The organism is Pseudomonas sp. P5_152 (assembly GCF_033989915.1).
GTDB lineage: Bacteria > Pseudomonadota > Gammaproteobacteria > Pseudomonadales > Pseudomonadaceae > Aquipseudomonas.
Genome location: NZ_JASFAH010000002.1, coordinates 3,851,464 through 3,877,386, shown reverse-complemented (window position 1 = coordinate 3,877,386; position 25,923 = coordinate 3,851,464). Strand labels below are relative to the sequence as shown.

Annotated in this window: 20 protein-coding genes; 8 read left to right on the top strand and 12 right to left on the bottom strand. The window is 63.0% G+C overall.

Annotated elements, in window-relative coordinates:
- Positions 1-33: 33 nt before the first annotated feature.
- The 4 genes from QMK50_RS17460 to QMK50_RS17445 form a co-directional block, all read right to left on the bottom strand.
- Positions 34-1,350, bottom strand: a complete 1,317-nt coding sequence (locus QMK50_RS17460) for a phospholipase (protein ID WP_320333602.1) — start codon at positions 1,348-1,350, stop codon at positions 34-36.
- A 1,032-nt stretch (positions 1,351-2,382) separates the two neighbouring features.
- Positions 2,383-3,951 carry an FGGY-family carbohydrate kinase gene (locus tag QMK50_RS17455; RefSeq protein WP_320333601.1) on the bottom strand — a complete coding sequence of 523 codons (1,569 nt, stop codon included), beginning with the start codon at positions 3,949-3,951 and terminating at the stop codon, positions 2,383-2,385.
- A 75-nt stretch (positions 3,952-4,026) separates the two neighbouring features.
- On the bottom strand, positions 4,027-5,610 hold the full coding sequence (locus QMK50_RS17450; protein ID WP_320333600.1) for a glycerol-3-phosphate dehydrogenase/oxidase: 1,584 nt from the start codon (positions 5,608-5,610) through the stop codon (positions 4,027-4,029).
- Between the two features lie 4 nt (positions 5,611-5,614).
- A complete protein-coding gene (locus QMK50_RS17445) occupies positions 5,615-7,210 on the bottom strand; it encodes an FAD-binding oxidoreductase (protein ID WP_320333599.1) in 1,596 nt (531 codons plus the stop codon).
- 211 nt (positions 7,211-7,421) lie between these two features.
- Between QMK50_RS17445 and QMK50_RS17440 the strand changes: the two genes are divergently transcribed.
- Positions 7,422-8,450: an AraC family transcriptional regulator gene (locus QMK50_RS17440; protein WP_320333598.1), complete on the top strand. Its 1,029-nt coding sequence runs from the start codon at positions 7,422-7,424 to the stop codon at positions 8,448-8,450.
- A 528-nt stretch (positions 8,451-8,978) separates the two neighbouring features.
- Here QMK50_RS17440 and QMK50_RS17435 read toward each other — a convergent pair.
- The 4 genes from QMK50_RS17435 to QMK50_RS17420 form a co-directional block, all read right to left on the bottom strand.
- Positions 8,979-10,439: a D-aminoacylase gene (locus QMK50_RS17435; RefSeq protein WP_320333597.1), complete on the bottom strand. Its 1,461-nt coding sequence runs from the start codon at positions 10,437-10,439 to the stop codon at positions 8,979-8,981.
- Positions 10,440-10,803: 364 nt separating this feature from the next.
- Positions 10,804-12,471 carry a gamma-glutamyltransferase gene (ggt, locus tag QMK50_RS17430; protein ID WP_320333596.1) on the bottom strand — a complete coding sequence of 556 codons (1,668 nt, stop codon included), beginning with the start codon at positions 12,469-12,471 and terminating at the stop codon, positions 10,804-10,806.
- A 139-nt stretch (positions 12,472-12,610) separates the two neighbouring features.
- Positions 12,611-13,522 carry a LysR family transcriptional regulator gene (locus QMK50_RS17425; RefSeq protein WP_095171262.1) on the bottom strand — a complete coding sequence of 304 codons (912 nt, stop codon included), beginning with the start codon at positions 13,520-13,522 and terminating at the stop codon, positions 12,611-12,613.
- Between the two features lie 44 nt (positions 13,523-13,566).
- Entirely contained in the window at positions 13,567-14,163 is a 597-nt protein-coding gene (locus QMK50_RS17420; RefSeq protein ID WP_320333595.1) for an NAD(P)H-dependent oxidoreductase, read from the bottom strand.
- A 203-nt stretch (positions 14,164-14,366) separates the two neighbouring features.
- On the opposite strand from QMK50_RS17420, the gene QMK50_RS17415 reads away from it, so the two are divergent.
- The gene (locus tag QMK50_RS17415; protein ID WP_320333594.1) at positions 14,367-14,681 is read left to right on the top strand and encodes a putative quinol monooxygenase; all 315 of its coding nucleotides are present in this window, start codon (positions 14,367-14,369) and stop codon (positions 14,679-14,681) included.
- Here QMK50_RS17415 and QMK50_RS17410 read toward each other — a convergent pair.
- Positions 14,671-15,435: a sulfite exporter TauE/SafE family protein gene (locus QMK50_RS17410; protein ID WP_320333593.1), complete on the bottom strand. Its 765-nt coding sequence runs from the start codon at positions 15,433-15,435 to the stop codon at positions 14,671-14,673. The genes QMK50_RS17415 and QMK50_RS17410 overlap by 11 nt on opposite strands.
- A gap of 165 nt (positions 15,436-15,600) precedes the next feature.
- Between QMK50_RS17410 and QMK50_RS17405 the strand changes: the two genes are divergently transcribed.
- Entirely contained in the window at positions 15,601-16,485 is an 885-nt protein-coding gene (locus tag QMK50_RS17405) for a LysR substrate-binding domain-containing protein (RefSeq protein WP_320333592.1), read from the top strand.
- Between the two features lie 19 nt (positions 16,486-16,504).
- Here QMK50_RS17405 and QMK50_RS17400 read toward each other — a convergent pair whose 3' ends face one another.
- Entirely contained in the window at positions 16,505-17,908 is a 1,404-nt protein-coding gene (locus QMK50_RS17400; protein WP_095171271.1) for an amino acid permease, read from the bottom strand.
- A 180-nt stretch (positions 17,909-18,088) separates the two neighbouring features.
- Complete coding sequence (gene kynU / locus QMK50_RS17395) at positions 18,089-19,339, bottom strand: kynureninase (protein WP_095171273.1); 1,251 nt, start codon at positions 19,337-19,339, stop codon at positions 18,089-18,091.
- A gap of 186 nt (positions 19,340-19,525) precedes the next feature.
- On the opposite strand from kynU, the gene QMK50_RS17390 reads away from it, so the two are divergent.
- Positions 19,526-19,999 carry an Lrp/AsnC family transcriptional regulator gene (locus tag QMK50_RS17390; protein ID WP_095171274.1) on the top strand — a complete coding sequence of 158 codons (474 nt, stop codon included), beginning with the start codon at positions 19,526-19,528 and terminating at the stop codon, positions 19,997-19,999.
- A gap of 12 nt (positions 20,000-20,011) precedes the next feature.
- Here the strand turns inward: QMK50_RS17390 and QMK50_RS17385 are convergent, their stop codons facing one another.
- Positions 20,012-21,025, bottom strand: a complete 1,014-nt coding sequence (locus QMK50_RS17385; RefSeq protein ID WP_320333591.1) for an AraC family transcriptional regulator — start codon at positions 21,023-21,025, stop codon at positions 20,012-20,014.
- Positions 21,026-21,424: 399 nt separating this feature from the next.
- Between QMK50_RS17385 and antA the strand changes: the two genes are divergently transcribed.
- The 4 genes from antA to QMK50_RS17365 all read left to right on the top strand — a co-directional run bounded on the left by antA (position 21,425) and on the right by QMK50_RS17365 (position 25,923).
- On the top strand, positions 21,425-22,813 hold the full coding sequence (gene antA, locus QMK50_RS17380) for an anthranilate 1,2-dioxygenase large subunit (protein ID WP_095171278.1): 1,389 nt from the start codon (positions 21,425-21,427) through the stop codon (positions 22,811-22,813).
- A 2-nt stretch (positions 22,814-22,815) separates the two neighbouring features.
- Complete coding sequence (antB, locus tag QMK50_RS17375) at positions 22,816-23,307, top strand: anthranilate 1,2-dioxygenase small subunit (RefSeq protein ID WP_159993637.1); 492 nt, start codon at positions 22,816-22,818, stop codon at positions 23,305-23,307.
- Positions 23,308-23,419: 112 nt separating this feature from the next.
- Positions 23,420-24,442, top strand: coding sequence for an anthranilate 1,2-dioxygenase electron transfer component AntC (gene antC / locus QMK50_RS17370; RefSeq protein ID WP_320333590.1), 1,023 nt, complete (start codon positions 23,420-23,422; stop codon positions 24,440-24,442).
- A gap of 77 nt (positions 24,443-24,519) precedes the next feature.
- Complete coding sequence (locus QMK50_RS17365; protein ID WP_159993633.1) at positions 24,520-25,923, top strand: amino acid permease; 1,404 nt, start codon at positions 24,520-24,522, stop codon at positions 25,921-25,923.

The window sequence follows — 25,923 nt, the reverse complement described above, 5'->3', positions numbered from 1 at the left end:
CCTGATCTTGTTGTTTTTGTTTTCGGGCAGCGGTTAAGGCGCTGCGTTGCCTGCCACCGCTGGCGCGAGTCCGGCACCGACATAAATCCGGCTGTGCGCACCGAAATGCCCCAACAACTGGAACAGCTGCTGGTTGAGTAATGGGTGGTCGTAGTCTTCGGTTTGCAGCTGATTGCCACTGCTGAAATTGCTGGTAGCCGGCGCCGTCTCCAGCCATTCACCGATGGCCTGGTCAAACATGGCGCCGGCCTCGGCGGACTGGGCGCTGACCACGTCGCGCAGGTAGTCCACCGAATAGGGCGGGTAGCTGGTGTCTTGTGCGGTATCGGCGTAGGCCTGGAGCATCGGATGCACCGGCTGCCCGCTGCGCAACAGGCGGTAGAGCCAGGCGGCCTGATACTTCTCCACCTCCATATGGCGACTGGCGACCCGCTCGATGGCCGTGCGCTTATCACTGTCGTAACCGGCCAGGGCCTGGCCTTCCATCAGCAGCATGCTCGCCAGTTCGACGCCTGGCAGTGGCTTGGCGTGATAGGGCTGGGTCAGGTCCTGAATGTGGTGCAGGCCCCAGCCAAGAAAGCGGTAACCCCAGTACGAATGACCCGTGGCGAACGCCAGCCGCGCCAGGCCCAGGTACTGATAGGCGCGCCAATCCGGCCAACTGCGCTGCAGAAAACCGGCGGCGGCATAGACCACTGGGCTCTCGTGGAAGAAGCCCATATGGAACGGCGCCTGGGAGCTGTACTGGAATCGCTCATCGCCGAACGGCTGCGGACCGAAGCCGTAGACCGCGGCCACCTCGCCAGGGTTGTCGCTGAACAGGTTGATGTCGTGCCCGTAATCCGGCTCGTCGGCGGCACTGGCCAGCACGGCCAGGGGCGCGACGTGTTCACCCTGCTCGAGCAGGATGAAGCGCTGGCGATTCCACGGCGACAGGGTCTGCTCGACCATCACCTGTTCGGCCTTGAGGTGCGCGCGCTGTGGCTGCTCCTGCCCGGGCATCGGCTGGATCACCATGGCCAGGTGGATCTGCGGATTGACCCGCAGGGCGTTGAGAAACGCCTGGCGCACATTGTCCCCCGGCGTAGCGGGCAACTTCAGGTTGTCGGGACGTGGCGGGTACTGGGCAAAGTGCTGACGAGCGAATTGCTCCTGCTGCTCGAGCAACTCGGCGATGGCGCCATATTGCTCAGTGAGGAACTGCTCCAGCGGCTCGACCGTGACCTGGGGTGCCTCGCGCAGCGCCGGCAACTCCTGCAACGCCAGGTAGCTGCCGACCGTATGGTTGGACCAACCCCACGCCGCCGGAGCGGTGCCGCAGAGCAGCAGCAGGAGAATTGTCAGCTTCATTGCTTTTGGTTCTTATTGGCTGAATTCGAGCACTGAGCCTAACAACCGACCCCGGCCCTGACACTGTCCAATCTGGCCAAAAAAACTCTCCGATAGCGCCATCGCGAGCAGGTTGGGTGACGGTATACACAATCTGCGAACAGCTAAAATCCATTGTGGGAGCGAGCCTGTGGGACTGGGCTTGCCCGGGATTGCGGTGTGTCAGGTCGATAAATGTTGGCTGTGCTGGCCCCATCGCGGCATAGGTATCTACACAACTGTGGTGCGACGTTGCACCTGTGGGCCTCTGGGGTGTTGGATTAGACCGAGTACATATCCATTTCTTCGGTAACGGCCTCCTATGGTTCCGCCTGACGGCGGCTCACTTTGAACAGCGCAAAAGTAAGCAAAACGCTTTTACCCCACCACTCGGTGCCTCGCTTAGGCTCGGCATGCCCGTACTCCGACATTGATTTGGGGGGCCGCCGCAATGGGCCCTCCCTGGCCCAGTGCGGCTAAACCGGCGTCCTGCCGGTTTACCCCCAAATCAATATCGAAGTACGGCCAGCGTGGTTAACGGGGCGCCCAGGATCAAAAACAAAGCGAGGCGGCCTTAGAGCCGACCTGATCGCTAGGGCATGCGCGGTGTAGCTTCTACTTCCTAAGACGCTGACGAAGTCAGCCATCTTTTGATCTGGCTCTGGCTCTGGCTTTGGCTTTGGCTTTGGCTTTTGATCCTGGGCGCCCCGTTAACCACGCTGGCCGAACGCAGGCTTGAAGCCGTGGGTAACCCGGCAGGACGCCGGGTTAGCCGCCCCGCGCCATGGATGGCGCGTGGCGGCGGCCCACGGATTCAAGCCGGAGTGAGGGCACACCGAGCCCAAGCGAGGTGCCAAGTGGTGGGGTAAGAGCCTTTTGCTTACTTTTTGCGCTGTTCAAAAGTGAGCCGCCGTCAGGCGGAACCATAGGAAGCCGTTACCGCAGAAATGGATATGTACTCTGCCTAATCCAATACCCCAGAGGCCGCCACGCGAGCAGGCTCGCTCCCACACATCAGGCAGGATACCCGGTGATCTGCCGAATACTCTGGTACAGCGGTTTGAGCTGACGGTACATGCGCAGGTAAACCTCCTTATACAACCGCTCATACATTTGCTGCGCCTCGGGCTGTGGATAAAACACCGTTCCAACCCGGCTCATCGACGCGATTGCCGTGGGGAAGTCGGCATGCAGGCCAAGCCCCACCGCACAGCAAATGGCCGCCCCCAGCCCAGAAGCTTCATAGACATGCGGGCGCTCCGCCGGCAGGCCGAAAATGTCCGCCGTGAGCTGCATCGCCGCATCGCTCTGCGACCCGCCACCGGCCACCCGCAAACGCTGGATCGGCTGTTTGGAACGCCGCTCGAGATTCTCCTTGCCCTGGCGCAAGGCATAGGCCAGGCCTTCGAGGATCGCCCGGTAGATATGCGCCCGGGTGTGCACGTCGCCAAAGCCGATCATCGCACCCTTGGCCTCCACCCCCGGCTCGCGGATGCCCGGCGACCAGTAGGGTTGCAGCATCAGCCCCATGGAGCCAGGCGGCACCGCGTTGACCAAGGCGTCGAACAGTTGCTCCGGCTCCAGCCCCTGCTCTTTGGCCTGCTGCATTTCCCGCAGGCCGAACTCATTCTTGAACCAGCTGACCATCCAGTAGCCACGGTAGATCATCACCTCGCAGTTGTACTGGTCCGGCACCGCGGCGGGGTACGGCGGAATCAACGGGACGATTTCCAGGTAGCGCGAGCGGGTCGTGGTGATGGTGGCCGTGGTCCCGTAGGACAGGCACACCGTGGCGGGGTCGACCACGCCGGCGCCCAGCACTTCACAGGCTTTGTCGGCTCCCGCGGCGATCAGCGGCACGCCCTCGGGAATACCGGTGTGCCGGCTGGCCTCGGCACTGATGTGGCCCAGGGTTTCCCCAGGCTTGAGCAGGCTCGGCAACTGCTCCGGACGGACCGCCAGCGCCTGCCATTTCCAGTCGGCAGGCGCGGCCCAACGCAGGCGCTTGAAGTCGAACGGCAAGTAACCGACGCAACAGCCCACCGAGTCGACGAACCGCCCGCACAGGCGATGGGTGAGAAACCCCGAGAGCAGCAGGAACTTGTCGGTCGCCGCCCACACCTGGGGTTGATGCCGGGCGATCCAGTTGGCTTCGGCCTGGGCGCGAAAGTAGTCCACGGTGGCCTGGGCGCCGACCAGTTTGAACAGCCAGCCCCAGGGCCCCTTGATCCCGCCTTCGACTTCGGTCTGGCGCTGGTCGAGCCACAGGATGGCCGGGCGCAGGGCCTGGCCCTGGGCATCGACGTTGATCAGCGTGCCGCGCTGGGTGGTCAGCGACACCCCGGCGATCTGCGAGCGGTCGACGCCGGTCTGCTGCCACAACAACTGGCAGGCCTCGCCCAGTTTGGCCCAGTAGTAGTCCGGGTCCTGCTCGGCCCAACCGGGCTGGCTGGAGTAGTAGGCCTGCAGCTCGACCTTGCCCTTGCCCAACAGATTGCCCTGCAGGTCGAACAGCAACGCGCGCACGCTCTGGGTGCCATTGTCGATTGCCAGCAGGTAGCGCTTATTCTTGTCGTTATCCATGGAGCTCTCTTGAATGGGCACTGATATCTACACATCGTTGGCAACTGACGCCCCGTAACAGCCTTGACGGGAGATTCATGGCAAACCGTGATGGCGTTGCCACAAGTCCCGATAACGCTGTTCTTCCGCCTGCCAACGGGCATCGTCCCAGCCCAGGCGGGGCTGGCACAGACGGCGAATGGCTGGCAGATAATCTGCCGCCCCTTGGGCCAGCAACAGGCCAATCCGGGTGCGGCGCAGCAGCAGGTCGTCCAAGTGCAGGATCAGTTCGGCGTCGCAGGCGAATGCCAGTTCCGCCCACAGGGTGTCGCTCGCGCCGACGCTGGCGCAGCCCAGTTGCTCGAGCAACCGCGCCAGGCGCGGCAAGTCGCGGCCATGGCGTCCGGCCAGGCGCCGCCACTGGCTGGCGCTGAGTCCGGGGATGGACAATGTCGGCACGCTGGCAAACACCGGCGCGCCGTCATCGCTGACCTCGCGCCCGAGCATCTGCCCACAGGCCTTTAGCACTTCCAGGGCCTGCGGGCGGAACGTGGTCAGCTTGCCGCCAGCCAGGGTCACGCAGCCGGGTTCGAGCCACAACACGTGCTCGCGGGTTTCATTGGACGGCTTGCCCGCTTGCTCGCCACGGGCGCTGCCCACCACCGGACGCACCCCCGACCAGGTCGACAGCACATCGTCTGCCACCACCTCGGCCTGGGGAAACTGCTGGGCACAGGCGGCCAGCAGGTACTCGAGTTCTTCGCTGCTGATGCTCGCGCTCTGGTCCAGATCATCCTGGTGATCGAGGTCCGTGGTGCCCACCACCGTGGCGCCCTCCCACGGAAATACAAACACCGGCCGCCGATCCCGCGCATGCAGGAAGGTCAAGGCCTGGGCCACCGGCAGGCGCCAGCCCGGCAGCAACAGATGACTGCCGCGCAGTGGGCGCAACTGCGCCGGGGCATCATTGGGCCGCAGGCGCTCGGCCCAGGCCCCGGTGGCCACCGCCAACGTGCGACAGCGCAACTGCAACGGCTCGCCGCCCTCGCTGTCCGCGACCTGCACTCCGCAGACCCGACCGTCTTCGCGCAGCAGTTGCTCGACCCGCACGCCATTGAGCGCCAGAGCGCCATCCGCCCGCGCTTCCGCCAGCACCCGCATCACCAGGCGCGCATCGTCAGTCAGCGCATCGACAAAACAGGTGCCGCCCAGTAACTGGTCTTCCTTGAGCCCGGGGGCCAGGTAGCGCAGTTGCTGGGCGTCATGAAAGCGATGGTTACGCCGCCCGGCCAGGGCGTCGTACACCGTCAACAGCCCGCCGAACAGCCGCGGCCCGGGAAACCCGCCACGGTAGTGCGGCATCATGAAACTCATGGGCTCCACCAACCCCGGCGCTTCGTCGAGCAGGCGCTGGCGCTCGTGGACCGAGTCGCGGGTCAGGCGCCACTGGCCCTTGGCGATGTAGCGCAAGCCGCCATGGACCATCTTCGAGGAGCGGCTGGAAGTACCCCAGGCAAAGTCGCGCTGCTCCAGCAACAGGCAGCGCCAACCGCGACGGGCCGCTTCGCGCAGGATCCCGGCGCCGCTGATGCCACCGCCGATGACGATCAGGTCCCAGCTCTGCTGCGCCAGGGTCGGCAAGACCTGCTGGCGCCACGCGGCATTCCAGTCCTGGGTCATGCCCTCACTCCTGCAGCAGGGTGCCGGGGTTCAGACGCCCGGCCGGATCGAAGTGTTGGCTCAGCGCCTGCAGGGTTTCCATGGCCAGCGCGCCCTTCTCGCGCAACAGGTAGGGGGCGTGATCCTTGCCCACGCCGTGCTGGTGGCTGATGGTGCCGTGGTGCTCGACAATGGTCTGGCTGGCCGCGTGCTTGAGCGCCTGCCAGCGCGCCAGGGTGGCAGGGTAAGTGGCCGCCGGGCGGAACACGTAGGTGGTGTAGATGCTCGAGCCTTCGCCATAGACATGGGACAGGTGGGTAAACACATGCACCTGCTCGCCTTCCGCCGCCAGGCCGTCGCGCAGGCTGGTTTCGATGCGATTGAGCAGGTTGTCGACATTGCTCCAGTCAGTGGCGGTTTCCAGGGTGTCCACCACGTAGCCGGCGTTCCACAGGTTCTCGCGCAAGTAGGGAAAACGGAAACGGTTCTGGGCCCACTTCTTGCCCAGCAAGGTCCCGGTGAACACCCCGCCAAAGGCTTTCAAGTGCTGGCGGGCCTGGCTCAGGGACAGGGCATTCTGCCGCCGATTGCCGGTCACGCCGAAGGTCAGCAGGCATTTGCCGGCACCCGCCCCGCGCAGGGACAGGTACTTCTCCAGCCAGGCGATCTGTTGCGGATGACCAGCCAGGGCCAGCTGGGTTTCGGTTTCCACGGCATTGGACAGACGCAGCATCGACAGGGGCACGCGGGCCTGGGTCAACTGGCGGATGGCTTGCAGGGCCTGGCTCCAGTTCGGCAGGAACACTCCATAAAAACGTTCGTCGGCCGGCAGCGGGCTGATCCGCACCTTGACCTCGGAAATGATTCCGAACCGCCCTTCACACCCCAGCACCACCTCACGCAGGTCGGGGCCCGCGGCCGAGGCCGGAAAGGTCGCGATCTGCAGCGGCCCGGCGAAGGTTTCCAGGGTGCCGCCGGCGAACAATTGCTCGATCCGCCCATAACGCAGCGACTGCTGGCCGCTGGACCGACTCGCCACCCAACCGCCGAGGGTCGACAACTCCCACGACTGCGGGAAATGCCCAAGCGTGTAACCCCGGGCACGTAACTGGCTTTCCACTTGTGGCCCACTGGCGCCGGGGCCGAAAGTGGCCAGCAGGCTCTGCTCGTCGAGGTCGAGCAAACGGTTCATGTGGGCCAGGGACACCGTCAGCACCGGGCGGGTGGAGGCCGGGGGATTGATGTGCCCGGCCACCGAAGTCCCGCCACCGTAGGGAATCAGGCACAGGTCGCGCTCCTGGGCCAGCGCCAGCAACTCGCGGATCTGCTCGGCGCTCTGCGGGAAGGCCACCCCGTCGGGGTAGACACCCAGCGCGCCCTCACGCAGCGCCAGCCAGTCCGGCAGGCTCTGGCCACGGGCATGCATCAGCCGGTCATGGGCCTGCACGCTATACAGCGGGTGCTCCGCCAGGCGCGAAGCCGGAACCCGGGCCAGGGCTGTTTCCAGTGTGGCGTCGGGCAATGCCCGTCCGGTGCCCACCCGTGCGGCGAGAAACCCCGCGCCCTGGGCCGGCAATTCGACCACCGTGGTTGCATCCCCCCAGCCGTTCCAGCGTCGCATGCGTGTGTCCTTTTGCGGTTCTTATAAGTGACATTTCAGGCGCCTATACTAGCCAGCCCCCCGCGCCTGTCACGGTCGCATCCGGCCAGCGCGAGTAGCCAATTGAGCCAACACGCGAACCCGGCTCCAGGCATTTACTTTAGCTGTGCTTTCAAACTACCTTTCAGGGTCTTGACCCGCGCCAGTCTGCCTCGATCAAAGGACCCCGATCATGCAATCCCTCGGCTACACCTCGCTCCCCCCGCTGCTCAAGTACGTGCGCCATGCCGAACAGCTGGGTCTGGCCATCGAACCGGCGCTGGCGGCGGCCGGGTTGCAGGTCGAGCAATTGAGCGACAACAGCCTGCGCTTGCCGGGCGAGGCCCATGAACGCCTGCTGGATTATTTCTGCGAACACTCCGGCGACCCGTTGTTCGGCCTCAATTCCGCGCGCTTCGTGTTGCCCAACTCCTGGAGCGTGCTGGGCTACATCACCATGAACTGCGCGACCCTGGGCGACGCCATGAATCGCATCATGCCGTTCGAGAAACTGGTAGGCGACATGGGCGTCAGCCGCGCCGAGCTGCAGGGCGAGCACGTGCACCTGATCTGGAACTGCCGCCACCAGCGCCCGCGCATCCGCCGCCACCTGGTGGAAAACGTGCTGGGTTCGTGGCTGCAATATGCACGCTGGATCGCCGACACCCACCTCTCGCCCGCCGCGGTGTGGTTCGAACATGCGCTGCCGAGCGACATCGACCCGACGTCCTACCAGCAGTTCTTCAACTGCCCGGTACTGTTCGGCCAGCCCTATTCAGCGCTGGTAGTGCCCCTGCCGTACCTGCAACTGCCACTGCGCCAGGCCGACGCACAATTACTGCGCACCCTGGAAGAACACGCCCTGGGCCTGATGGCCACACTGGAAGACGCCTCGCTGGAACAACGGGTGAAAAACATCCTGCGCCAACTGCTCAAGGAAGGCCTGCCGCGCAAGGAACAGGTGGCGGAACAGTTCGCCATCTCGGTACGAACCCTGCAGCGCCAACTGCACCAGGCCGGCACCTCGTACCAGCAGATCCTCGATGACCTGCGCCAGGAACTGGCCGAGCACTACCTGCTGCACAGCACCCTGCCGATCCAGGACATCGCCCAGTACCTGGGCTTCACCGAACCACGCTCCTTCCACCGCACCTTCAAAAGCCGCCGCGGCATGCCCCCAGGCGAATTCCGCCAGATGCACCGCGAGGCGGATGGAGACTGAGTCGAAGGCGGCGAGGACTGCGTCCTCGAACGCAGCCTCGCGGGCTCGGCAGCTGCTACAGGGGATTGGGGTATTGCCGAGATATGCGGTGTGGCGCAGATCGCCATCGCGGGCAAGCCCGCTCCCACAAGGGAACGCGACACCAGGGCAAGCAGGTCGGCCGGCAGGCCGCCTCGCCCGCTCTTACCACTCAGGCCGACTGCCAGGTCGCCGTGCTCTTGCTTTTGATCTTGATCCACCCGCCCCTTCGGCAGGCTGAGCGAAGGTGTCCATCAGGGGGCAGGCGCGTAGCGCCGTGCGGCGCAGCCGCATGCATCGAGAGGAGGTGCAGCGAAGCAAACCGTAGGCGATGCCCCCTGATGGATACCGTAGCGAAGGTACCCCGAGCCTTAGCGAGGGGCCGAACGCTGGGGCAAGACTTTTTGGGTACTTTTGTGTCGTTTGACAAAAGTGCCTCGCCGTAAGGGCGAAACCCTAAGCCGCCGTTACCGCAGCAACGGATATGTACCCGCCCCCCCCAAAAAAAACCTACACCGAAAACCCACCCCGCAAATCCCCCTCACGCGCCAGAAACCGCCCCTCCCGCCGCCCATTCGCCCGCCCATCCACATAACTGCGAACCCCATTGACCCACACCCCATCAATCCCCACCGCCGACCGCTGCGGATCACTGAAATCCGCCACATCGCGCACCAACAACGGATCAAACAACACCAGGTCAGCCCAATACCCCTGGCGAATCTCCCCCCGCGCCTGCAAGCCAAAGCGCGCCGCCGACAACCCCGTCATCTTGTGCACCGCAGTGTGCAATGGAAACAACCCGACATCCCGGCTGAAATGCCCCAGCACCCGAGGAAATGCCCCCCACAACCGCGGATGCGGAAACGGATCCTCAGGCAAACCATCGGAACCGATCATCGACAACGGATGAGCCAGGATCCGCCGCACATCCGCCTCATCCATGCCGTAGTAAACCGCGCCCGCCGGTTGCAGGCGGCGCGCCGCCTCCAGCAGCGGCACGTGCCACTCGCCAGCAATATCCAGCAGATCACGCCCACTGACCTGCGGGTGCGGCGTCGACCAGGTGATAGTGATGCGATGGGCATCAGTGACCTGCTTGAGATCCAGGGTCGAGGAACTGGCCGCATAGGGATAACAATCACACCCCACCGGGTGGGTTTTCGCTGCCTGCTCCAACGCCGCCAGCAGTTGCGGACTGCGCCCCCAATTGCCGGCCCCGGCGCACTTGAGGTGGGAAATGATCACCGGGCTGCGGGCATGCCGACCGATCTGGAACGCCTCGTCCATGGCCTCTAGCACCGGTTCGAACTCACTGCGTAAATGGGTGGTGTAGACCGCACCGCACGCGCCCAGCTCCTCGGCCAGTTGCTGCACTTCGTCGGTGGACGCACTGAACGCACTGGCATACGCCAGTCCCGTGGAAAGGCCCAGCGCACCGTCCTCCAGGCTTTCGCGCAATTGCCCGCGCATGGCGCTGATCTCCTGTGCCGTGGCGGTGCGCAACAGGTTGTCGAGGTGGTTGCTGCGCAGCGCCGTATGACCCACCAGCGCCGCCACATTGACGCTTGGGTGCGCCGCTTCAACGGCCGCGCGGTAGTCGCGAAAACGCGGATAGACGAAGGCGGCCGCGGTGCCCAGCAGGTTCATCGGGTCCGGCGGATCGCCGCGCAGGCTCACCGGCGACGCGCTGATCCCGCAGTTGCCGACGATCACCGTGGTCACTCCCTGACTGAGCTTGGGCAACATCTGCGGCTGGCGGATGACCACCGTGTCGTCATGGGTGTGCACATCGATGAACCCTGGCGCCAGCACCCGCCCGGCCGCGTCGATGACCTCATCGGCATGGGCATCACGCAAGTCGCCGATGGCTTCGATCCGGCCGTTGAAAATGGCCACGTCAGCCGGGTACGCGGGGCGGTTGCTGCCATCGATGATCGAGGCGTTGCGGATCAGCGTGTGGTACTGCATGTCAGTCTCCCTGCGGCAGATGGCAGACAAGAGGTGTCGCTCATGGATATGTCATATCGTGATGAATGAAAATGCGTAGGCGGGATTTTCATGAAGTTTGCGCATAACAATTAGCACTGTGCTCAGCCGACGTTCCTTCATCGAGCCACTTTTATGGCCGCATCACGCCGATGCAACAAAAAAACCCGATGTCGCCATCGTTATCCGTGCCATTTCCTGCACCTCAATCTCGCGCCAGAAAGTACAGGCATCTGAACGCGCACCGTAGGGTGTGAGGACCTTTACGCCACGATGCTGCGGCCAGACAAGCCAGCTCCTGAAGCGAAGGCCGCGATGCGGTCCTTCGCCAGGAGCCCGCAGCAGGTTATTTCACAACACTGCCAACCCCACGCCCCCGTGGGTCGGAGGCGGTTTCCAGTTGGTTGCCGTTGATACGAATGGCCTGGATGTCGCCCATCTCCCAGCCCTGGTCTTCCAGGGTGTAGCCCATGCTTTTCAACTCGTCGGCGACCTTGCCGGTGAGTGGCGCGTAGGCGTCGTAGTAGATGGTGTCCTTGGGCAGCAACTGGTGATGGACGCGTTGCGCGGCCACGGCTTTTTCCAGCGGCAGGTTGTAGTCATAGAGGTTGTTCAGCACCTGGAAGATCGAGGTGAAGATCCGCGAGCCGCCCGGGGTCCCCAGGACCAGGGTAACCTTGCCATCGCGGGTCACCAGGCTCGGGCTCATCGACGACAGCATGCGCTTGCCCGGGGCGATGGCATTGGCGTCGCCGCCGACCACACCAAAGGCGTTGGCCACGCCGGGCTTGGAGCTGAAGTCGTCCATTTCATCGTTGAGCAGGAAGCCTGCGCCCTTGACCACTACACCGCTGCCGTAGTCCCAGTTGAGGGTGTAGGTGTTGCTCACCGCGTTGCCGTCGGCATCGACGATGGAGAAGTGCGTGGTCTGGTGGGGCTCCAGGCCTGGACGGACTTTTTCGGTTGGCGAGATGGCCGTAGGGTTGACCTCGGCCGCGCGTTTTTTCAGGTAGGCCGGATCAGTCAGCTGCTTGACCGGCACATCGGAAAACGCCGGATCACCCAGGTAGTCGGCGCGATCGGCGAACACCCGTTTTTCGATTTCGGCGAGCAGGTGAATGTACTTCGCCGAGTTCAGCTCGACGCCCTTGAAGTCCGCGGCGCGGTCTTCCTTGATGGCGATCAGTTGCGCCAGGGCGATCCCGCCGGAACTCGGTGGCGGCGCGGTGTACAGGGTATTGCCACGCCAGTTGACGGTCAGCGGCTCGCGCCAGTTGACCTTGTAGTCGTGCAGGTCCTCCTTGGTGATCAAGCCCTTGTCGGCCTTCATCTGGGCGATCAGCAGGTCCGCGGTCTGGCCTTGATAGAACTCGTTGGCGCCCTTGTCGGCGATGCGCTCCAGGGTCGCGGCCAGCTCCGGCTGGCGGAAGGTCTCGCCGGGTTTCATGCTGCCGAAGTAGTCGGCGAAGTTGGTGGTGCCGTTGAACAGCTTCAGCGCATCTTCGCGGTACTGGTACTGCTTGTCGGCGACCTTGAAGCCAGTCTTGGCGTAACCAATGGCCGGGGTGATCAGCTCGCTCCAGGACAACTTGCCGAACTTCTGGTGCGCCTCCCACAGCCCCATCACCGTGCCCGGCACGCCGGCTGCGCGGGATCCTACCAGGCTGAGGTTCTCGATGACCTCGCCCTTGTCGTCCAGGTACATGTCACGGGTCGCCGCCTTCGGGGCGGTTTCGCGGTAGTCGAGGAAGTACGGCTTGCCCTCGATGAACATCGTCATGAAGCCGCCACCGCCGATGTTGCCGGCTTCCGGGTAAGTCACGGCCAAGGTAAAGGCGGTTGCTACCGCAGCGTCGACCGCGTTGCCGCCCTTCTTCAGGATCTGTGCGGCGACGTCGGCGCCATACTGGTTCGGCGCCGCCACGGCGCCCCCTTCGAGCAGCGCCGCGAATGATGACGAGCTGGCCGCAATCGCCACGGCGACCGTCAGGGTCTTGAACAAAACATAACGCATGAGATCCATCCTTTTCTTGTTATTGAGGCAGGTGGAACCATAGGCCCTGGCGTGGGTGTTGAGCAATCCAAAAACGCCAACGGCCACCTGCAGGTAGCCGTTTTGTGATGCGTTGCACTGACCGTGCCCTGGGGGCGAATCAGCCGTCGAACACCTCGTTGGCGTAGCCCGCCAGCTTGCCCTGGATAAAGTCCAGGAAGCACTGGATGCGCAAGGCCAGTTGCGAGTTGCGGTAGTACACCGCGTTGATCGGCTGACGGTAGCCGCTGTTGGCTTCGGCCAGCAGCAGCTTGAGGCGGCCGGCCTTGAGGTCGGCGATGGTCATGAAGTGCGAGAGGCAGGCAATGCCCTGTCCTTCGAGCGCCAGGTGACGCAGGGTTTCGCCGCTGGAGGCGCTGATGCTCGGCTCGATCTGCCAGCGGTCGCCGTGCACATGGCGCAGCGGCCAGTGGTTGAGGGTTTCGGTCTGGGTGAACCCCAACAGCGTATGCCCGGCCAGTTCGGCCACGGTGGTCGGGGTGCCGTGTCGTTCCAGGTAGGCGGGGCTGGCGAGGATGTGCAGCGGACTGCAGCCCAGCGAACGCGCGTGCAGGGTCGAGTCGGCCAGGGCACCGATGCGGATGGCAATGTCGGTGCTCTGCTCCAACAGGTCGATGATCAGGTCGTTGCTGTTGAGCTCCAGCTGGATGTCCGGGTACAACCGGCGGAACTCATCGATGTAGGGCACGATGGCGTGCAGCATGAAGGGTGACGCCGCGTTGATCCGCAGACGCCCGGACGGCGTGCTGTGGCGTGACGACAAGCGTTCTTCCAGTTCCTCCATCTGATCGAGGATGCGCTTGGCCTGCTCGAAGAAATACTTGCCCTCTTCGGTCAGGTCCATGCGCCGCGTGGTGCGATTGATCAACGTGGTGTCGAGCTTGGCCTCCAGACGCGACAGCGTGCGGCTGACCGCCGACGGCGTTTGCCCGACCTGCTCGGCCGCCGCGGATATCGAACCGCACTCGATCACGCAGACAAAAATCTGCAACTCATCGGATCTGGCTTTCACGTGTGTCCTCGTTCTCGGCAGCGCTTCTGGCTGCCGATACTAGCTCATGCAGCGGCCGGCAAGTTGAACACCGACTGCAGGTGCTGGGTGTAGCGGGCCACGTCGGCTTCGATGTTCGGACGTTTCATCACGTCGACGCAGAGGAAGGTCGGCAAGCCGTTCATCCCGAGGAACTGATTGGCCTTGTGGAACGGGAAATACACCGCGTCCACGCCCTTGGCTTCGAAGAAGTCAGTGGGGTCGTCGAACGCTTGCTGCGGCGCGTTCCAGGTCAGCGACAGCATGTACTGCTTGCCGTGGATCAGGCCGCCACTGCCGTATTTCTGCGAGGCGTCGGAGCGGGTGCGACCGTCACTGGCGTAGAGGCTGCCATGGCCTTCGGTGAAGACTTCGTCGATGTACTTTTTCACGGTCCAGGGGGCTCCCATCCACCAGCCCGGCATCTGGTAGATGATCACATCGGCCCAGAGGAACTTCGCGACTTCTTCAGCGATGTCGTACCCCTCGTCGATGTGGGTCACCTTGATGTCGATACCGCCCCGATCCAGCACGCTCATCGCGGCTTCATGCAGGGTGGTGTTGTAGCGACCGTCGGAGTGGGCGAATTGTTTGCCACCGTTGAGCAACAGAACTTTTTTCATGCAAGCCTCGTCATCTGGGTTTGATCCACCGCTTCCTGGAACAGGTGGCGGGGTCAGTAAGGTTTGATTCGATGACGGCAGGTTATAGATCGCCCCCCTGCTGAATTAGCCCTGTTGCGGCAAAATACATTTGACCTATACGCACGAATGACTAGCTGATTGTTGCCGTAAAATTCTCCTCATCCACTCAAGAGGAGTTCTCCATGAACCAGCAACAAGGCTTTATCCTGCACGCCAAAACCCGCCCGGAGCAGGCCGAGGCCTTTGCCGCGCTGTTCCACGCCTACGTCGAACCGAGTCGCGCGGAGCCGGGCTGCATCGAGTACCACATGCTGCGCGACCAGCAGGACCCGACACTGTTCATCTTCTACGAAATCTGGGCGTCCCAGGCTGATCTGGACCGGCACTCGAACCTGCCGCACATGCAGGCATTCTTTGCCAAGCGCATGGATTACCTGGAGCGCGATTTCGAGATCCGCCAGATCGACATGCTCAGCCCGTCATCCGCTAGCCGTTGACCAGCAGGTGAGCGCCAAGCAAGCCCAGGCCGATGAAAAACACCCGCTTGAACAGCACGGCGCTGATCCGCTGGCGCAGCCATTGCCCCAGCCACATCCCGAGCACCGCGGGAATCAGCGCCAGCAGCGACGCACTCAGCTCTCCGCCGCCGAGTGCGCCGCGCCACAGCAACGCGGCGGCCAGGGCCAGGGTCGAGACGCTGAATGACAGGCCCAGCGCCTGCACCAATTGATCCTTGCCCAACCCCAGCGCTTGCAGGTACGGCACCGCCGGAATCACAAAGACCCCGGTGGCCGCCGTGATGACCCCGGTCAGCACGCCACACAACGGTCCCAGCCAACGCTCGTGGCCGGCACCGACTCGCAACGCGGGCAACAGCAAGCCGCTCAGGGCGTAGAGCAACAACGCGCCGCCCAACGCCCGCACCACCCACTGCCCGCCGTCGATCCCCAGCCACAGGGTGCCTGCGCCGGTGCCGAGAAAAATTGCCAACAGCATCGGCCACAAGCGCCACACCAGCGCGCGCAAGTGTCCGCCGAACGCCAGTTGCCAGAGGTTGGTCAGGGTCGCCGGGATAATCAGCAACGCCGCAGCCTGCGCCGGCGCCATAGCCAGGCCCAGCAAGCCCATGGCGATGGTCGGCAGGCCAAGGCCGATCACCCCCTTGATCATGCCGGCCATCAGGAAGGTCAGAATCACCAGCAATGAAAGGGCCAGACCGAGGTTTTGGTAAAACGCCAGAAGTGTGTTCATGGGCTTATCGTGGCGTGTTCGCGGGCTTGTGAAAATCTGCCATATACTGAGGTTGCCTCTTGTTTTGACAGAGTCAGATATTTCATCGCGGCTGATGCCGTCATCGCGAGCAAGCCGCAAGCGGGCGCCGCAAGCGGGCGCTCGCTCCTACAGGGTGTCCCACCCATGCATTTCGATCTGGTTGACCTTCGGCTGTACTTGAACATCCTCGAAGCCGGCAACATCACCGCCGGCGCCGCGAGCAGTCATTTGTCACTGGCGGCGGCGAGTGCGCGGATCCGCGGGATGGAAGCTTCGGCGGGCACCGCGTTTTTCCAGCGCGGGCGCCGGGGTGTCAGCCCGACGCCCGCTGGCAAGGCACTGGCGCAACATGCGCGGCTGATGCTGCAACAGGCCGCACACCTGCAACAGGACCTCGCGGAATACGCCAAGGGTGTCAAAGGCCAGGTGCGCTTGCTGTGCAACACCACGGCGATTACCGAGTACTTGCCCGAGTTACTGGCGGATTTTCTGCGCGCTCACCCCAACCTCGACATCGACCTGCAAGAGCTGCCGAGCCTGCGCATCACCCACGCCCTGCATCAAGGCACGGCCGAGTTGGGCATTGTGTCCGATGCGGTGGACACTTCGGGCCTGGACACCCGGCCGTTTCGCGACGATCCGCTGGTGCTGGTCATGCCCCACGACCACCCTCTCGCCAGCGTTCGAGCACCGAGTTTCAGCCAGACCCTGGCCCATGAGTACGTTGGGCTCAATGCCCACAACGCGCTGGCGATCTATCTGGAAGAGCAGGCCTTGCACAGCGGGCAACGCATGTCGATGCGCATCCGGGCCGAGGGGTTTGACGGGGTGATGCGCATGGTCGCCCATGGCGCAGGACTGGCGATTGTGCCGCAGGCGGCGGTGCAGCGCTTTGCCGCCGGGCAGGGTTTGAAATGCTGCGCCCTGGATGAGCCCTGGGCGCAGCGCAAGTTGCTGCTGTGCGCCCGCTCGTTCGAGGCCTTGCCGCGTTATGCCAGCGCCTTGCTCGATGCGCTATCCACGGATTGATGATGTAGGAGCACGGGGGTTAGGCGTTTTCGAGATTGGCGGTGGCCGGCTTGGGCTTTCTGAAGAACAGCCCATACACCGCCGATAGGATCAGCAGGAACGGCACGCCGAACACCAGGGTCATCTTGAATGCGTCGGTGAAGTAGGTGGTGATCATTACCGCGGCCATCAACACCAGTCCCAGCAGGGTGCTGTAGGGAAAAAAGCGCATGCGAAAGGACAGCTTTTTCTCACCGTGACGCTGGTGATAACGACGGAAACAGTAGTGGGTGAGGAAGATCATGAACCAGGTGAAAATCGCCCCGAACATCGAGATCGCCATCATCAGGGTGAACGAACTTTCTGGGTACAGCAGATTCAGCAGCGTCGCCAGGGCGATGCCCGAGCTCGACAGTAACAGGGCGTTGAGCGGGATCCCGCTCTTGCTCAGCGCGCCCATTGCCTTGGGTGCGTAGCCACCACGGGACAGGCTGAACATCATTCGCGTGGTGATGTACAACTGGCTGTTCATCGCCGACAACGCGGCAATCAGGATCACGAAGTTCATCACCCCGGTCGCCCCGGGAATGCCGATGGTCTGCATCACGGTAACGAACGGGCTCTGCGCCTGCCCGGCCTGGACCCACGGCACGATCGCCAGCATCAGGGCCAGGGTCAGCAGGTAGAACACCACCAGGCGCACGATGGTCGCGCGAAAGGCTTTTTTCACCGCCCGCTCCGGGTCCTCGGCCTCGCCGGCCGCCACCGCGATCATTTCCACGCTCAGGTAGCTGAAGATCGACACGATCACCGCCACCCACATGCCCTGCAGGCCATTGGGAAAAAAGCCGCCATGGGCGGTGTAATGCTGCACCCCGTACTCCGGGTTGCCAGAGCCGAACACCACGTACACCGCAAGGATGATGAAGCCGACGATCGCGCCAATCTTGATGGTCGAGAACCAGTACTCGAAGGTGCCGAAGGTCTTCACGCTGATCGCGTTGAGCACGATCAGCACGCTGGAAAACGAGACGATCCAGATCCACTCCGGCACGTTGGCGAACCAGTACTTCATGTACATCGCCACCGCCGTTACTTCCGTGCCGACCGCCAGCACAATCGCCGCCCAATAGGCGTACCGCACCAGGAACCCGGCCAGCGGGCTGACGTAGAACTCGGCGTAGGCGCCGAATGAACCGGAGGTGGAATGGGCCACGGTCATTTCCGCCAGGCAGCCCATCAACAGCAAGGTAATGATTGCGCCGATCGCGTAGCTCAGTAGCACGCTGGGCCCCGCATAGCCGATGGCGTAGGCGCTGCCCATGAACAACCCGGTACCGATTGCTCCGCCAATGGCGATCATGCTCATCTGCCCCGAGGTCAACTGCCGCCGCAGGCCCTGCTCGCGCTTGGAAATCGTGTCAAAGCCACCGGCTTCGCTCATGTATCTGTCCTCTGGATATTATTTTTTTAGAGCACATCGTCGATCAGACACCGGGGCCCTGTAGGAGCGAGCTTGCTCGCGAAGAACCTGAGGGCGACGCGTTGTTTCAGGCAGCACGCGTTATCGCTGACGTTCATCGCGAGCAAGCTCGCTCCTACAGGGATCCGGTGAATCTATGAGTCAGGTCACGCTATGGCGCACCTGGAACTGCGCCTGGGCCCAGGTTTCCTGGTCGAGGATCTCGCCGAGGATCTGCACCGCATCGAACACTTCAGTGAAGCTGGTGTACAGCGGGGTGAAGCCGAACCGCATGATCCGCGGCTCACGGTAGTCGCCGATCACGCCCCGGGCGATCAGTGCCTGAATCACCGCGTAGCCTTGCGGGTGTTCGAAACTGACGTGGCTGCCACGCTTGGCGTGTTCACGCGGGGTGATCAGCGTCAGGTCGTAGGCCGCGCAGCGCTCCTCGACCAACTGGATGAACAGGTCGGTCAGGGCCAGGGACTTGCGGCGCAGGCTGCGCATGTCGGTCTGGGCGAAGATGTCCAGGCCGCACTCGACCATGGCCAGCGAGGTGATCGGTTGGGTGCCGCACAGGTAGCGCGCAATGCCTTTGCTCGGCTCGTAGCCGGACTCCATGTCGAACTGGCGGACGTGGCCGAACCAGCCCGACAACGGTTGCGCAACCAGGTCGCAGAGCTTCGGGGAGACCCAGGCAAACGCCTGCGAACCCGGGCCGCCATTGAGGTATTTGTAGGTGCAACCGATGGCGTAGTCGGCATCGGCCTGGCGCAGGTCCACCGGCACCGCACCCGCCGAGTGAGCCAGGTCCCAGATGGCCAGCGCGCCACATTCGTGGATCAGCGCGGTCATGGCCGCCATGTCGTGCATGTAGCCGGTCTTGTAGTTGACGTGGGTCAGCAGCACCACCGCGACGTCCTGGTCGATGGCCTGCGCCAGCGCCTCGGGGGTGTCCACCAAGCGCAGGCTGTAGCCTTGTTGCAGCAGGTCCATCAGGCCCTGGGCAATGTACAGGTCGGTGGGGAAGTTGCTCGACTCACTGACGATCACCTTGCGCTCCGGTGCTCGACCGGCCTGCACTTTCAGCGCTGCACCGAGCACCTTGAACAGGTTGATCGAGGTGGTGTCGGTGACCACCACTTCATCGTCGCCCGCGCCGATCAGGCTGGCCAGGCGATTGCCCAGGCGTTGCGGCAGGTCACGCCAGCCGGCGCTGTTCCAGCTGCGGATCAAGCCGTCACCCCACTCCTGGGCGATCACTGCCTGGGCACGCTCCAAAGCGGCGACCGGGCGGGCACCCAGGGAGTTGCCGTCGAGGTAGATCACCCCGGCTGGCAAGGCAAACTGTTCACGCAAAGGGGCCAGGGAGTCCTCGGCATCGAGCGCCAGGCAAGCGTTTCTTGTGGTCATTGTCGGTCCTGTTCTTTAAGTGGCATGCGGCCGGCGAGCACCGATTTCCGGAGGTTTTCGCACTTGCACGATGAGCAAATAATGAACGAAGGCTTGCAGAATTTTCGTGCAAAGTGCGAGGTCATATAGTAGTTATCTCGAAGATTATTCGAATCCAACCGATAAAAACGCGGATTTATTCAAACCATGAATCTCGACTCCACAGACCTGCGGATCCTCCATCACCTGCAGCAGGATGGGCGCATCAGCAACCAGGAACTGGCGGAAAAGGTCTCGCTGTCACCCTCGGCCTGCCTGCGTCGTTTACGCCTGCTGGAGAGCGAGGGAATCATCACCGGGTATCGCGCCGAACTGAGCGCCGAGCGCCTGGGGGTGGAGCTTGAGGCCATTGTCCATGTGTCCCTGCGCCAGGACACGGAGGACTGGCACGAGACCTTTATCAAGAAGGTCCAGTCGTGGCCGGAAGTGGCCACCGCCTACGTGATCACCGGCGCCAGCAACTACGTGCTGCGGGTGCAGGCGCGCAACCTCAAGCACTTCTCGGATTTCATCGTCAACAAGCTCAACCGCACGGCGGGGGTCACCGATATCCGCTCGGAAATCGTCCTGCAGAAGATCAAGGAGCGCGACGACCTGCTCGACCTGGTCGCGCGCAAGTAGCCCGGCAACAGCTCACAGCCCGCGCATGCGCCGGGCTTCGTTGCGCTGCACGGTCGCGCTGGGGGACTCGTCGAACAGCTTGCGGTACTCGGCGGAAAAACGCCCCATGTGGGTAAAACCCCAGGCCATGGCAACCTCGGAGATATTGCGCGCCTGACCGTGTTCGAGCAGGTCCTGGCGCACTGCATTCAAGCGGTGTTTTTTCAGGTAGGCCATGGGCGACAGGGCGAAGTATTTGCGAAACGCCTCGAACAGCTTGAACCGCGACACCCCCGCCGCGGCCTCGATGTCTTCCAGGTGCAAGGCTTCGCGGGCGTTGTCGTGGATGTACTGCTTGGCCCGCACCAGGTAGTGCGGCACCTTCACCCCCAGCACCCCGCGCAGCTCCTCGGAGTAGTTGTTGGGCTGGGCGAGGATCAGGCCCTTGATCAACGAGCTTTCGATGTCGCGGGTGAAGGTCACCTGGTCAAACAGCGAGCTGCTGTGCTCAAGCTCCGCAATGAAATAGCGCGCCATGCGCCACCACGCGGCCGATGCGCCATCCACCGCATCCATCAGCGGTTCAAAGCGCAGCGGTGCGTCGAGCGGACGTTGCAGGATGCCTTCCAGGGACTCGCTCATGGCCGCCCGGGTGATCACCACCTGGACCTTGCGGCAGTCGCCGGAAATCGCCAGCACCTGGTTTTCGTTCGGTGAAATGATCACCCCCTGGTCACGATCCGAGCGCAGCAGGCTGCCGTTCTTGCGCAGCTCCTGCTCACCCACCAGCGGCAGGCTGAGGCTGTAGCTGCTGAAGTGCTCGGCGTCTTCGATATCCACCGTCACGTCGGTGCCGTACTCGATGGTACCGAGGGTGGTGGCCATCGACTTGAAGACATTGGCACTGTGGTGAAAACGGATCCGCTCGGGGGTGGCGGTTTCCAGGCGATGAGGGCCACAGATACCGGACATCCAGGTCCTGGCCCCTTCAAGGTCATAGTGATCGATACGAATATCGCGACTCTGCGGATCGGCTTTGCTACTCATCACGGCGCACCCACGGCAATATTTTTTCAGTGCACTCTGACGGCGCACCTCTGGTTTGGACGGAGCAAGTTCCAGACCACTCGACCCGCTCCCTGAGTCGATGGATAGCAATCGCCGAATAAGCGGATAACCCGGCGCAACAGAGCAGGATAGTTGCCCTGGCACAGTCCTCCAAACTGGGCAAAACAGTACCTCAATGCTGCCGGTTGGGGCAGCCGTTCATCGTTTGGGGCGCAGCGATGGGTATTCGCTGCCCAGGTGTTACCCGCACCCACTGCCCGTTGTCGGCCCCAGCGGATTTTGTGGATTGCCTTCGTCGAGTAACCGGATAGACCCTGCCCCGCCCAGCTCTCTCTAATGTGCGCACCGATTAGCTTGAATAAAAAAAGGCGCAGACCCATGAGTGGCGAGAAAAACCTCGAGCAGTGGAAAACGTTTATCGAAGGTTGCCTGGACTTCCGTCCGGTGGAGGGCGTGTTTCGCATTGCCCGGGAGATGTTCACCGAGCCGCAGCTGTTCGACCTGGAAATGGAGCTGATCTTCGAGAAGAACTGGATCTACGCCTGCCACGAAAGCGAGCTGGCCAATAACCACGACTTCGTCACCATGCGTGCCGGACGCCAGCCGATGATCATCACTCGCGACGGTGACGGCCAGCTCAATGCACTGATCAACGCTTGCCAGCATCGCGGCACCACCCTGACCCGGGTCGGCAAGGGCAACCAGTCGACCTTCACCTGCCCATTCCATGCGTGGTGCTACAAAAGCGACGGCCGCCTGGTCAAGGTCAAGGCCCCGGGCGAGTACCCGGAAGGCTTCGACAAGGCCACTCGCGGCCTGAAGAAGGCGCGCATCCAGAGCTACAAGGGGTTTGTGTTCATCAGCCTCGATGTGCAGGGCAGCGACAGCCTGGAAGACTTCCTGGGTGACGCCCGGGTGTTCTTCGACATGATGGTCGCGCAGTCGCCCACCGGCGAACTGGAGGTGCTGCCCGGCAAGTCGGCCTACACCTACGATGGCAACTGGAAACTGCAGAACGAGAATGGCCTGGATGGCTACCACGTCAGCACGGTTCACTATAACTACGTGGCCACGGTGCAGCATCGCCAGCAGGTCAACAGCGAAAACGGCAGCGCCGGCGGCAGCACCCTGGACTACAGCAAGCTCGGTGCCGGCGATGCCAACACCGATGACGGCTGGTTCGCCTTCAACAACGGGCACAGCGTGTTGTTCAGTGACATGCCCAACCCCTCGGTACGCTCCGGCTACGCGACCATCATGCCGCGCCTGATCGAAGAACACGGCCAGCAAAAGGCCGAATGGATGATGCATCGCCTGCGCAACCTGAACGTCTACCCGAGCCTGTTTTTCCTCGACCAGATCAGCTCGCAGTTGCGCATCATCCGCCCGGTGGCGTGGAACAAGACCGAGATCATCAGCCAGTGCCTGGGGGTGAAAAACGAGTCGGACGCCGACCGCGAAAACCGTATTCGCCAGTTCGAGGACTTCTTCAACGTCTCCGGCCTTGGCACTCCAGACGACCTGGTGGAGTTCCGTGAAGCCCAGCGCGGTTTCCAGGCACGCCTGGAGCGCTGGAGCGATATCTCCCGCGGCAGCCATCGCTGGGCCACGGGCGCCACGCCCAACAGCGAGGCCATCGGCATCTCTCCGGCCATGACCGGCACCGAGTTCACCCACGAAGGGCTGTACGTCAACCAGCATGCCAACTGGCAGAAGTTCCTGCTCGACGGCCTGGACAAACAATCCCTGAAGCTGCGTGAGGTGTGACCATGAATGCGCAATTGCAGTATCAGATCGAGCAGTTTTTCTACCGTAAGTCCGAGTTGTGCGACGCCAAGGACTGGGACGCCTACCTCCAGCTGTTCGCTGAGCAGAGCGAGTTCCACCTGCCGCAATGGGACTCCGAGCACGTCTACACCCAGGACCCCAAGCGCGAGATGTCGCTGATCTACTACGCCAACCGTTCTGGCCTGGAAGACCGGGTGTTTCGCCTGCGCACCGGCAAGGCCGCCTCGGCCACGCCCATGCCGCGCACCCTGCACCTGATCAATAACGTGCGGATCAGCGAGCTGCCCCAAGGCGAACTGGAGGTGCGCCTGAACTGGCACACCCTGTTCTACCGCCTGGCCACCTCCGAGCAGTTCTATGGCAATGCCACTTATCGCCTGACGCCGCACAACGACAGCTGGCTGATCACCCGCAAGCACGTGCTGCTGCTCAACGACACCATCAACTCGGTGCTCGACTTCTACCACTTGTGACCTGTAGCAGCTGCCGAGCCCACGAGGCGCGCCAATCCCCGAGGGCGGTCCTGCGGACACGCAACGCAGCCTCGCGGGCTCGACAGTTGCTACGGCTTTTTTGGAGTTGTGAATGAACCATAAGGTCGCGTTCAGCTTTGCCGACGGCAAGACCCTGTTCTTTCCCGTGCAGGCCAACGAAATACTGCTCGATGCCGCGCTGCGCAATGGCATCAAGATTCCCCTGGATTGCCGCGAAGGGGTCTGTGGCACGTGCCAGGGTCGCTGTGAATCCGGCGATTACAGCCAGGACTATGTGGACGAGGAAGCCCTCTCCAGCCTGGACCTGCAACAGCGCAAGATGCTCACCTGCCAGACCCGGGTGAAGTCCGATGCCGCCTTCTACTTCGACTTCGCGTCCAGCCTGTGCAACGCCGCCGGGCCGGGCCAGCTTAGCGGCACCGTCAGCCAGGTCACCCAGGTTTCGGCCAGCACCGCGATCCTGCACCTGGCGCTGGAGCCCGGCGCACCGCTGCTGGACTTCCTCCCGGGGCAATACGCGCGGCTGCTGATTCCCGGCACCAGCAGCAAACGTTCCTACTCGTTCGCCAACCGCCCCGACGCCAGCAATCAGCTGCAGTTCCTGATTCGCCTGCTGCCGGACGGCGCCATGAGCAACTACATCCGCCAGCGTTGCCAGGTCGGCGATCGCATCGAACTGGAAGCACCACTGGGGGCGTTTTACCTGCGCCACATCACCCGGCCACTGGTGCTGGTGGCCGGCGGCACCGGTTTGTCGGCGCTGCTGGGGATGCTCGACGAAATGGCCGCACGCGGTTGTGATCAGCCGGTGCACCTGTACTACGGGGTGCGCGATGCAGCCGATCTGTGCGAGGCCGCGCGCATCCGGGCCTACGCCCAGCACCTGCCGGGATTTCGCTACACCGAGGTGGTCAGCGAACCCACGCCAGCCTGGACCGGCAAGCGCGGCTACATCGCCGAGCACTTCGATGCCAGCCAATGGCGCGACAGCGCCGCCGACATGTACGTCTGCGGACCACCGCCGATGGTCGAGTCGATCAAGACGTGGCTGGCGGCGCAAAGCCTGGAAAAGGTGCAGCTTTATTACGAAAAGTTCACCGAAAGCAACGTCTGACGCTCACAAACGGGCGGTAATTGAATAAGCTGTCGGGGTGCAACACAGCCGGACCAAAACAACTAGAAGGTAACCAGATGGCGGATGAAATACAGCAACAGGGCACACTCAAGCGAGGGCTGAAGAACAGACATATCCAGCTGATCGCCTTGGGTGGTGCCATTGGCACAGGGTTGTTCCTCGGCTCCGCAGGTGTACTCAAGTCAGCGGGCCCCTCGATGATTCTCGGCTATGCGATTGCCGGGTTCATCGCTTTCCTGATCATGCGCCAGCTCGGCGAGATGATTGTCGAGGAACCGGTCGCCGGTTCTTTCAGCCACTTCGCCCACAATTACTGGGGCGGGTTTGCCGGTTTCCTGTCCGGCTGGAACTACTGGGTGCTGTACGTGCTGGTGGGCATGGCGGAGCTGACCGCCGTCGGCAAGTACATCCAGTTCTGGTGGCCGCAGGTGCCGACCTGGGTCAGCGCGGCGGTGTTCTTTGTGCTGGTCAACCTGATCAACACCATGAACGTCAAAGTGTTCGGCGAGATGGAGTTCTGGTTCGCGATCATCAAGGTCGTGGCCATCATCGGCATGATCGCCCTCGGTTGCTACATGCTGTTCAGTGGTACCGGCGGCCCGCAGGCCTCGGTGAGCAACCTGTGGGAGCACGGCGGATTCTTCCCCAATGGCACCACCGGCCTGCTGATGGCGATGGCGTTCATCATGTTCTCCTTCGGCGGCCTGGAGCTGGTGGGCATTACCGCTGCCGAGGCCAGCGAGCCGCGCAAAGTGATTCCCAAGGCGATCAACCAGGTGGTTTACCGGGTGCTGATCTTCTACGTCGGCGCACTCACCGTGCTGCTCTCGCTGTACCCTTGGGACCAGCTGTTGCAGACCCTCGGCGCTTCCGGCGATGCCTACAGCGGCAGCCCGTTCGTGCAGATCTTTGCCTTGATCGGCAGCGACACGGCGGCGCAGATCCTCAACTTCGTGGTCCTGACCGCGGCGCTCTCGGTGTATAACAGCGGCGTCTACTGCAACAGCCGCATGCTCTACGGCCTGGCCGAACAGGGCGATGCACCCAAGCAGTTGATGAAACTGACCAAGCAAGGCGTGCCCCTGCTGGCGTTGAGCGTTTCGGCGCTGGTCACCCTGCTGTGCGTGGTGGTCAACTACGTGGCACCCCACGGTGCGCTGGAGCTGTTGATGGCCCTGGTGGTTGCTTCGCTGATGATCAACTGGGCGCTGATCAGCCTGACGCACTTGAAGTTCCGCAAGGCCATGCACCTCAAAGGCATCGTCCCGGGCTTCAAGGCATTCTGGTCGCCCTACACCAACTATCTGTGCCTGGCCTTCATGCTCATGATCGTCTGCGTGATGCTGGCGATCCCGGGCATACGGGCGTCGGTGTTCGCGATTCCGGTCTGGGTCGCGATCCTGTACGTGGCCTACCGCATGCGGGTTGCCCGCACACGAGCGCTGTCGGTCGCGCGATAA

Coding starts and splice junctions, on each gene's coding strand:
- QMK50_RS17450 (WP_320333600.1), bottom strand. CDS start 5,610: ATGACCCAGGACTGGAATGCCGCGTGGCGCCAGCAGGTCTTGCCGACC.
- antA (WP_095171278.1), top strand. CDS start 21,425: ATGAGTGGCGAGAAAAACCTCGAGCAGTGGAAAACGTTTATCGAAGGT.
- QMK50_RS17365 (WP_159993633.1), top strand. CDS start 24,520: ATGGCGGATGAAATACAGCAACAGGGCACACTCAAGCGAGGGCTGAAG.
- QMK50_RS17445 (WP_320333599.1), bottom strand. CDS start 7,210: ATGCGACGCTGGAACGGCTGGGGGGATGCAACCACGGTGGTCGAATTG.
- QMK50_RS17385 (WP_320333591.1), bottom strand. CDS start 21,025: ATGAGTAGCAAAGCCGATCCGCAGAGTCGCGATATTCGTATCGATCAC.
- QMK50_RS17390 (WP_095171274.1), top strand. CDS start 19,526: ATGAATCTCGACTCCACAGACCTGCGGATCCTCCATCACCTGCAGCAG.
- QMK50_RS17410 (WP_320333593.1), bottom strand. CDS start 15,435: ATGAACACACTTCTGGCGTTTTACCAAAACCTCGGTCTGGCCCTTTCA.
- antB (WP_159993637.1), top strand. CDS start 22,816: ATGAATGCGCAATTGCAGTATCAGATCGAGCAGTTTTTCTACCGTAAG.
- kynU (WP_095171273.1), bottom strand. CDS start 19,339: ATGACCACAAGAAACGCTTGCCTGGCGCTCGATGCCGAGGACTCCCTG.
- QMK50_RS17440 (WP_320333598.1), top strand. CDS start 7,422: ATGCAATCCCTCGGCTACACCTCGCTCCCCCCGCTGCTCAAGTACGTG.
- ggt (WP_320333596.1), bottom strand. CDS start 12,471: ATGCGTTATGTTTTGTTCAAGACCCTGACGGTCGCCGTGGCGATTGCG.
- QMK50_RS17455 (WP_320333601.1), bottom strand. CDS start 3,951: ATGGATAACGACAAGAATAAGCGCTACCTGCTGGCAATCGACAATGGC.
- antC (WP_320333590.1), top strand. CDS start 23,420: ATGAACCATAAGGTCGCGTTCAGCTTTGCCGACGGCAAGACCCTGTTC.
- QMK50_RS17405 (WP_320333592.1), top strand. CDS start 15,601: ATGCATTTCGATCTGGTTGACCTTCGGCTGTACTTGAACATCCTCGAA.
- QMK50_RS17400 (WP_095171271.1), bottom strand. CDS start 17,908: ATGAGCGAAGCCGGTGGCTTTGACACGATTTCCAAGCGCGAGCAGGGC.
- QMK50_RS17420 (WP_320333595.1), bottom strand. CDS start 14,163: ATGAAAAAAGTTCTGTTGCTCAACGGTGGCAAACAATTCGCCCACTCC.
- QMK50_RS17460 (WP_320333602.1), bottom strand. CDS start 1,350: ATGAAGCTGACAATTCTCCTGCTGCTGCTCTGCGGCACCGCTCCGGCG.
- QMK50_RS17415 (WP_320333594.1), top strand. CDS start 14,367: ATGAACCAGCAACAAGGCTTTATCCTGCACGCCAAAACCCGCCCGGAG.
- QMK50_RS17435 (WP_320333597.1), bottom strand. CDS start 10,439: ATGCAGTACCACACGCTGATCCGCAACGCCTCGATCATCGATGGCAGC.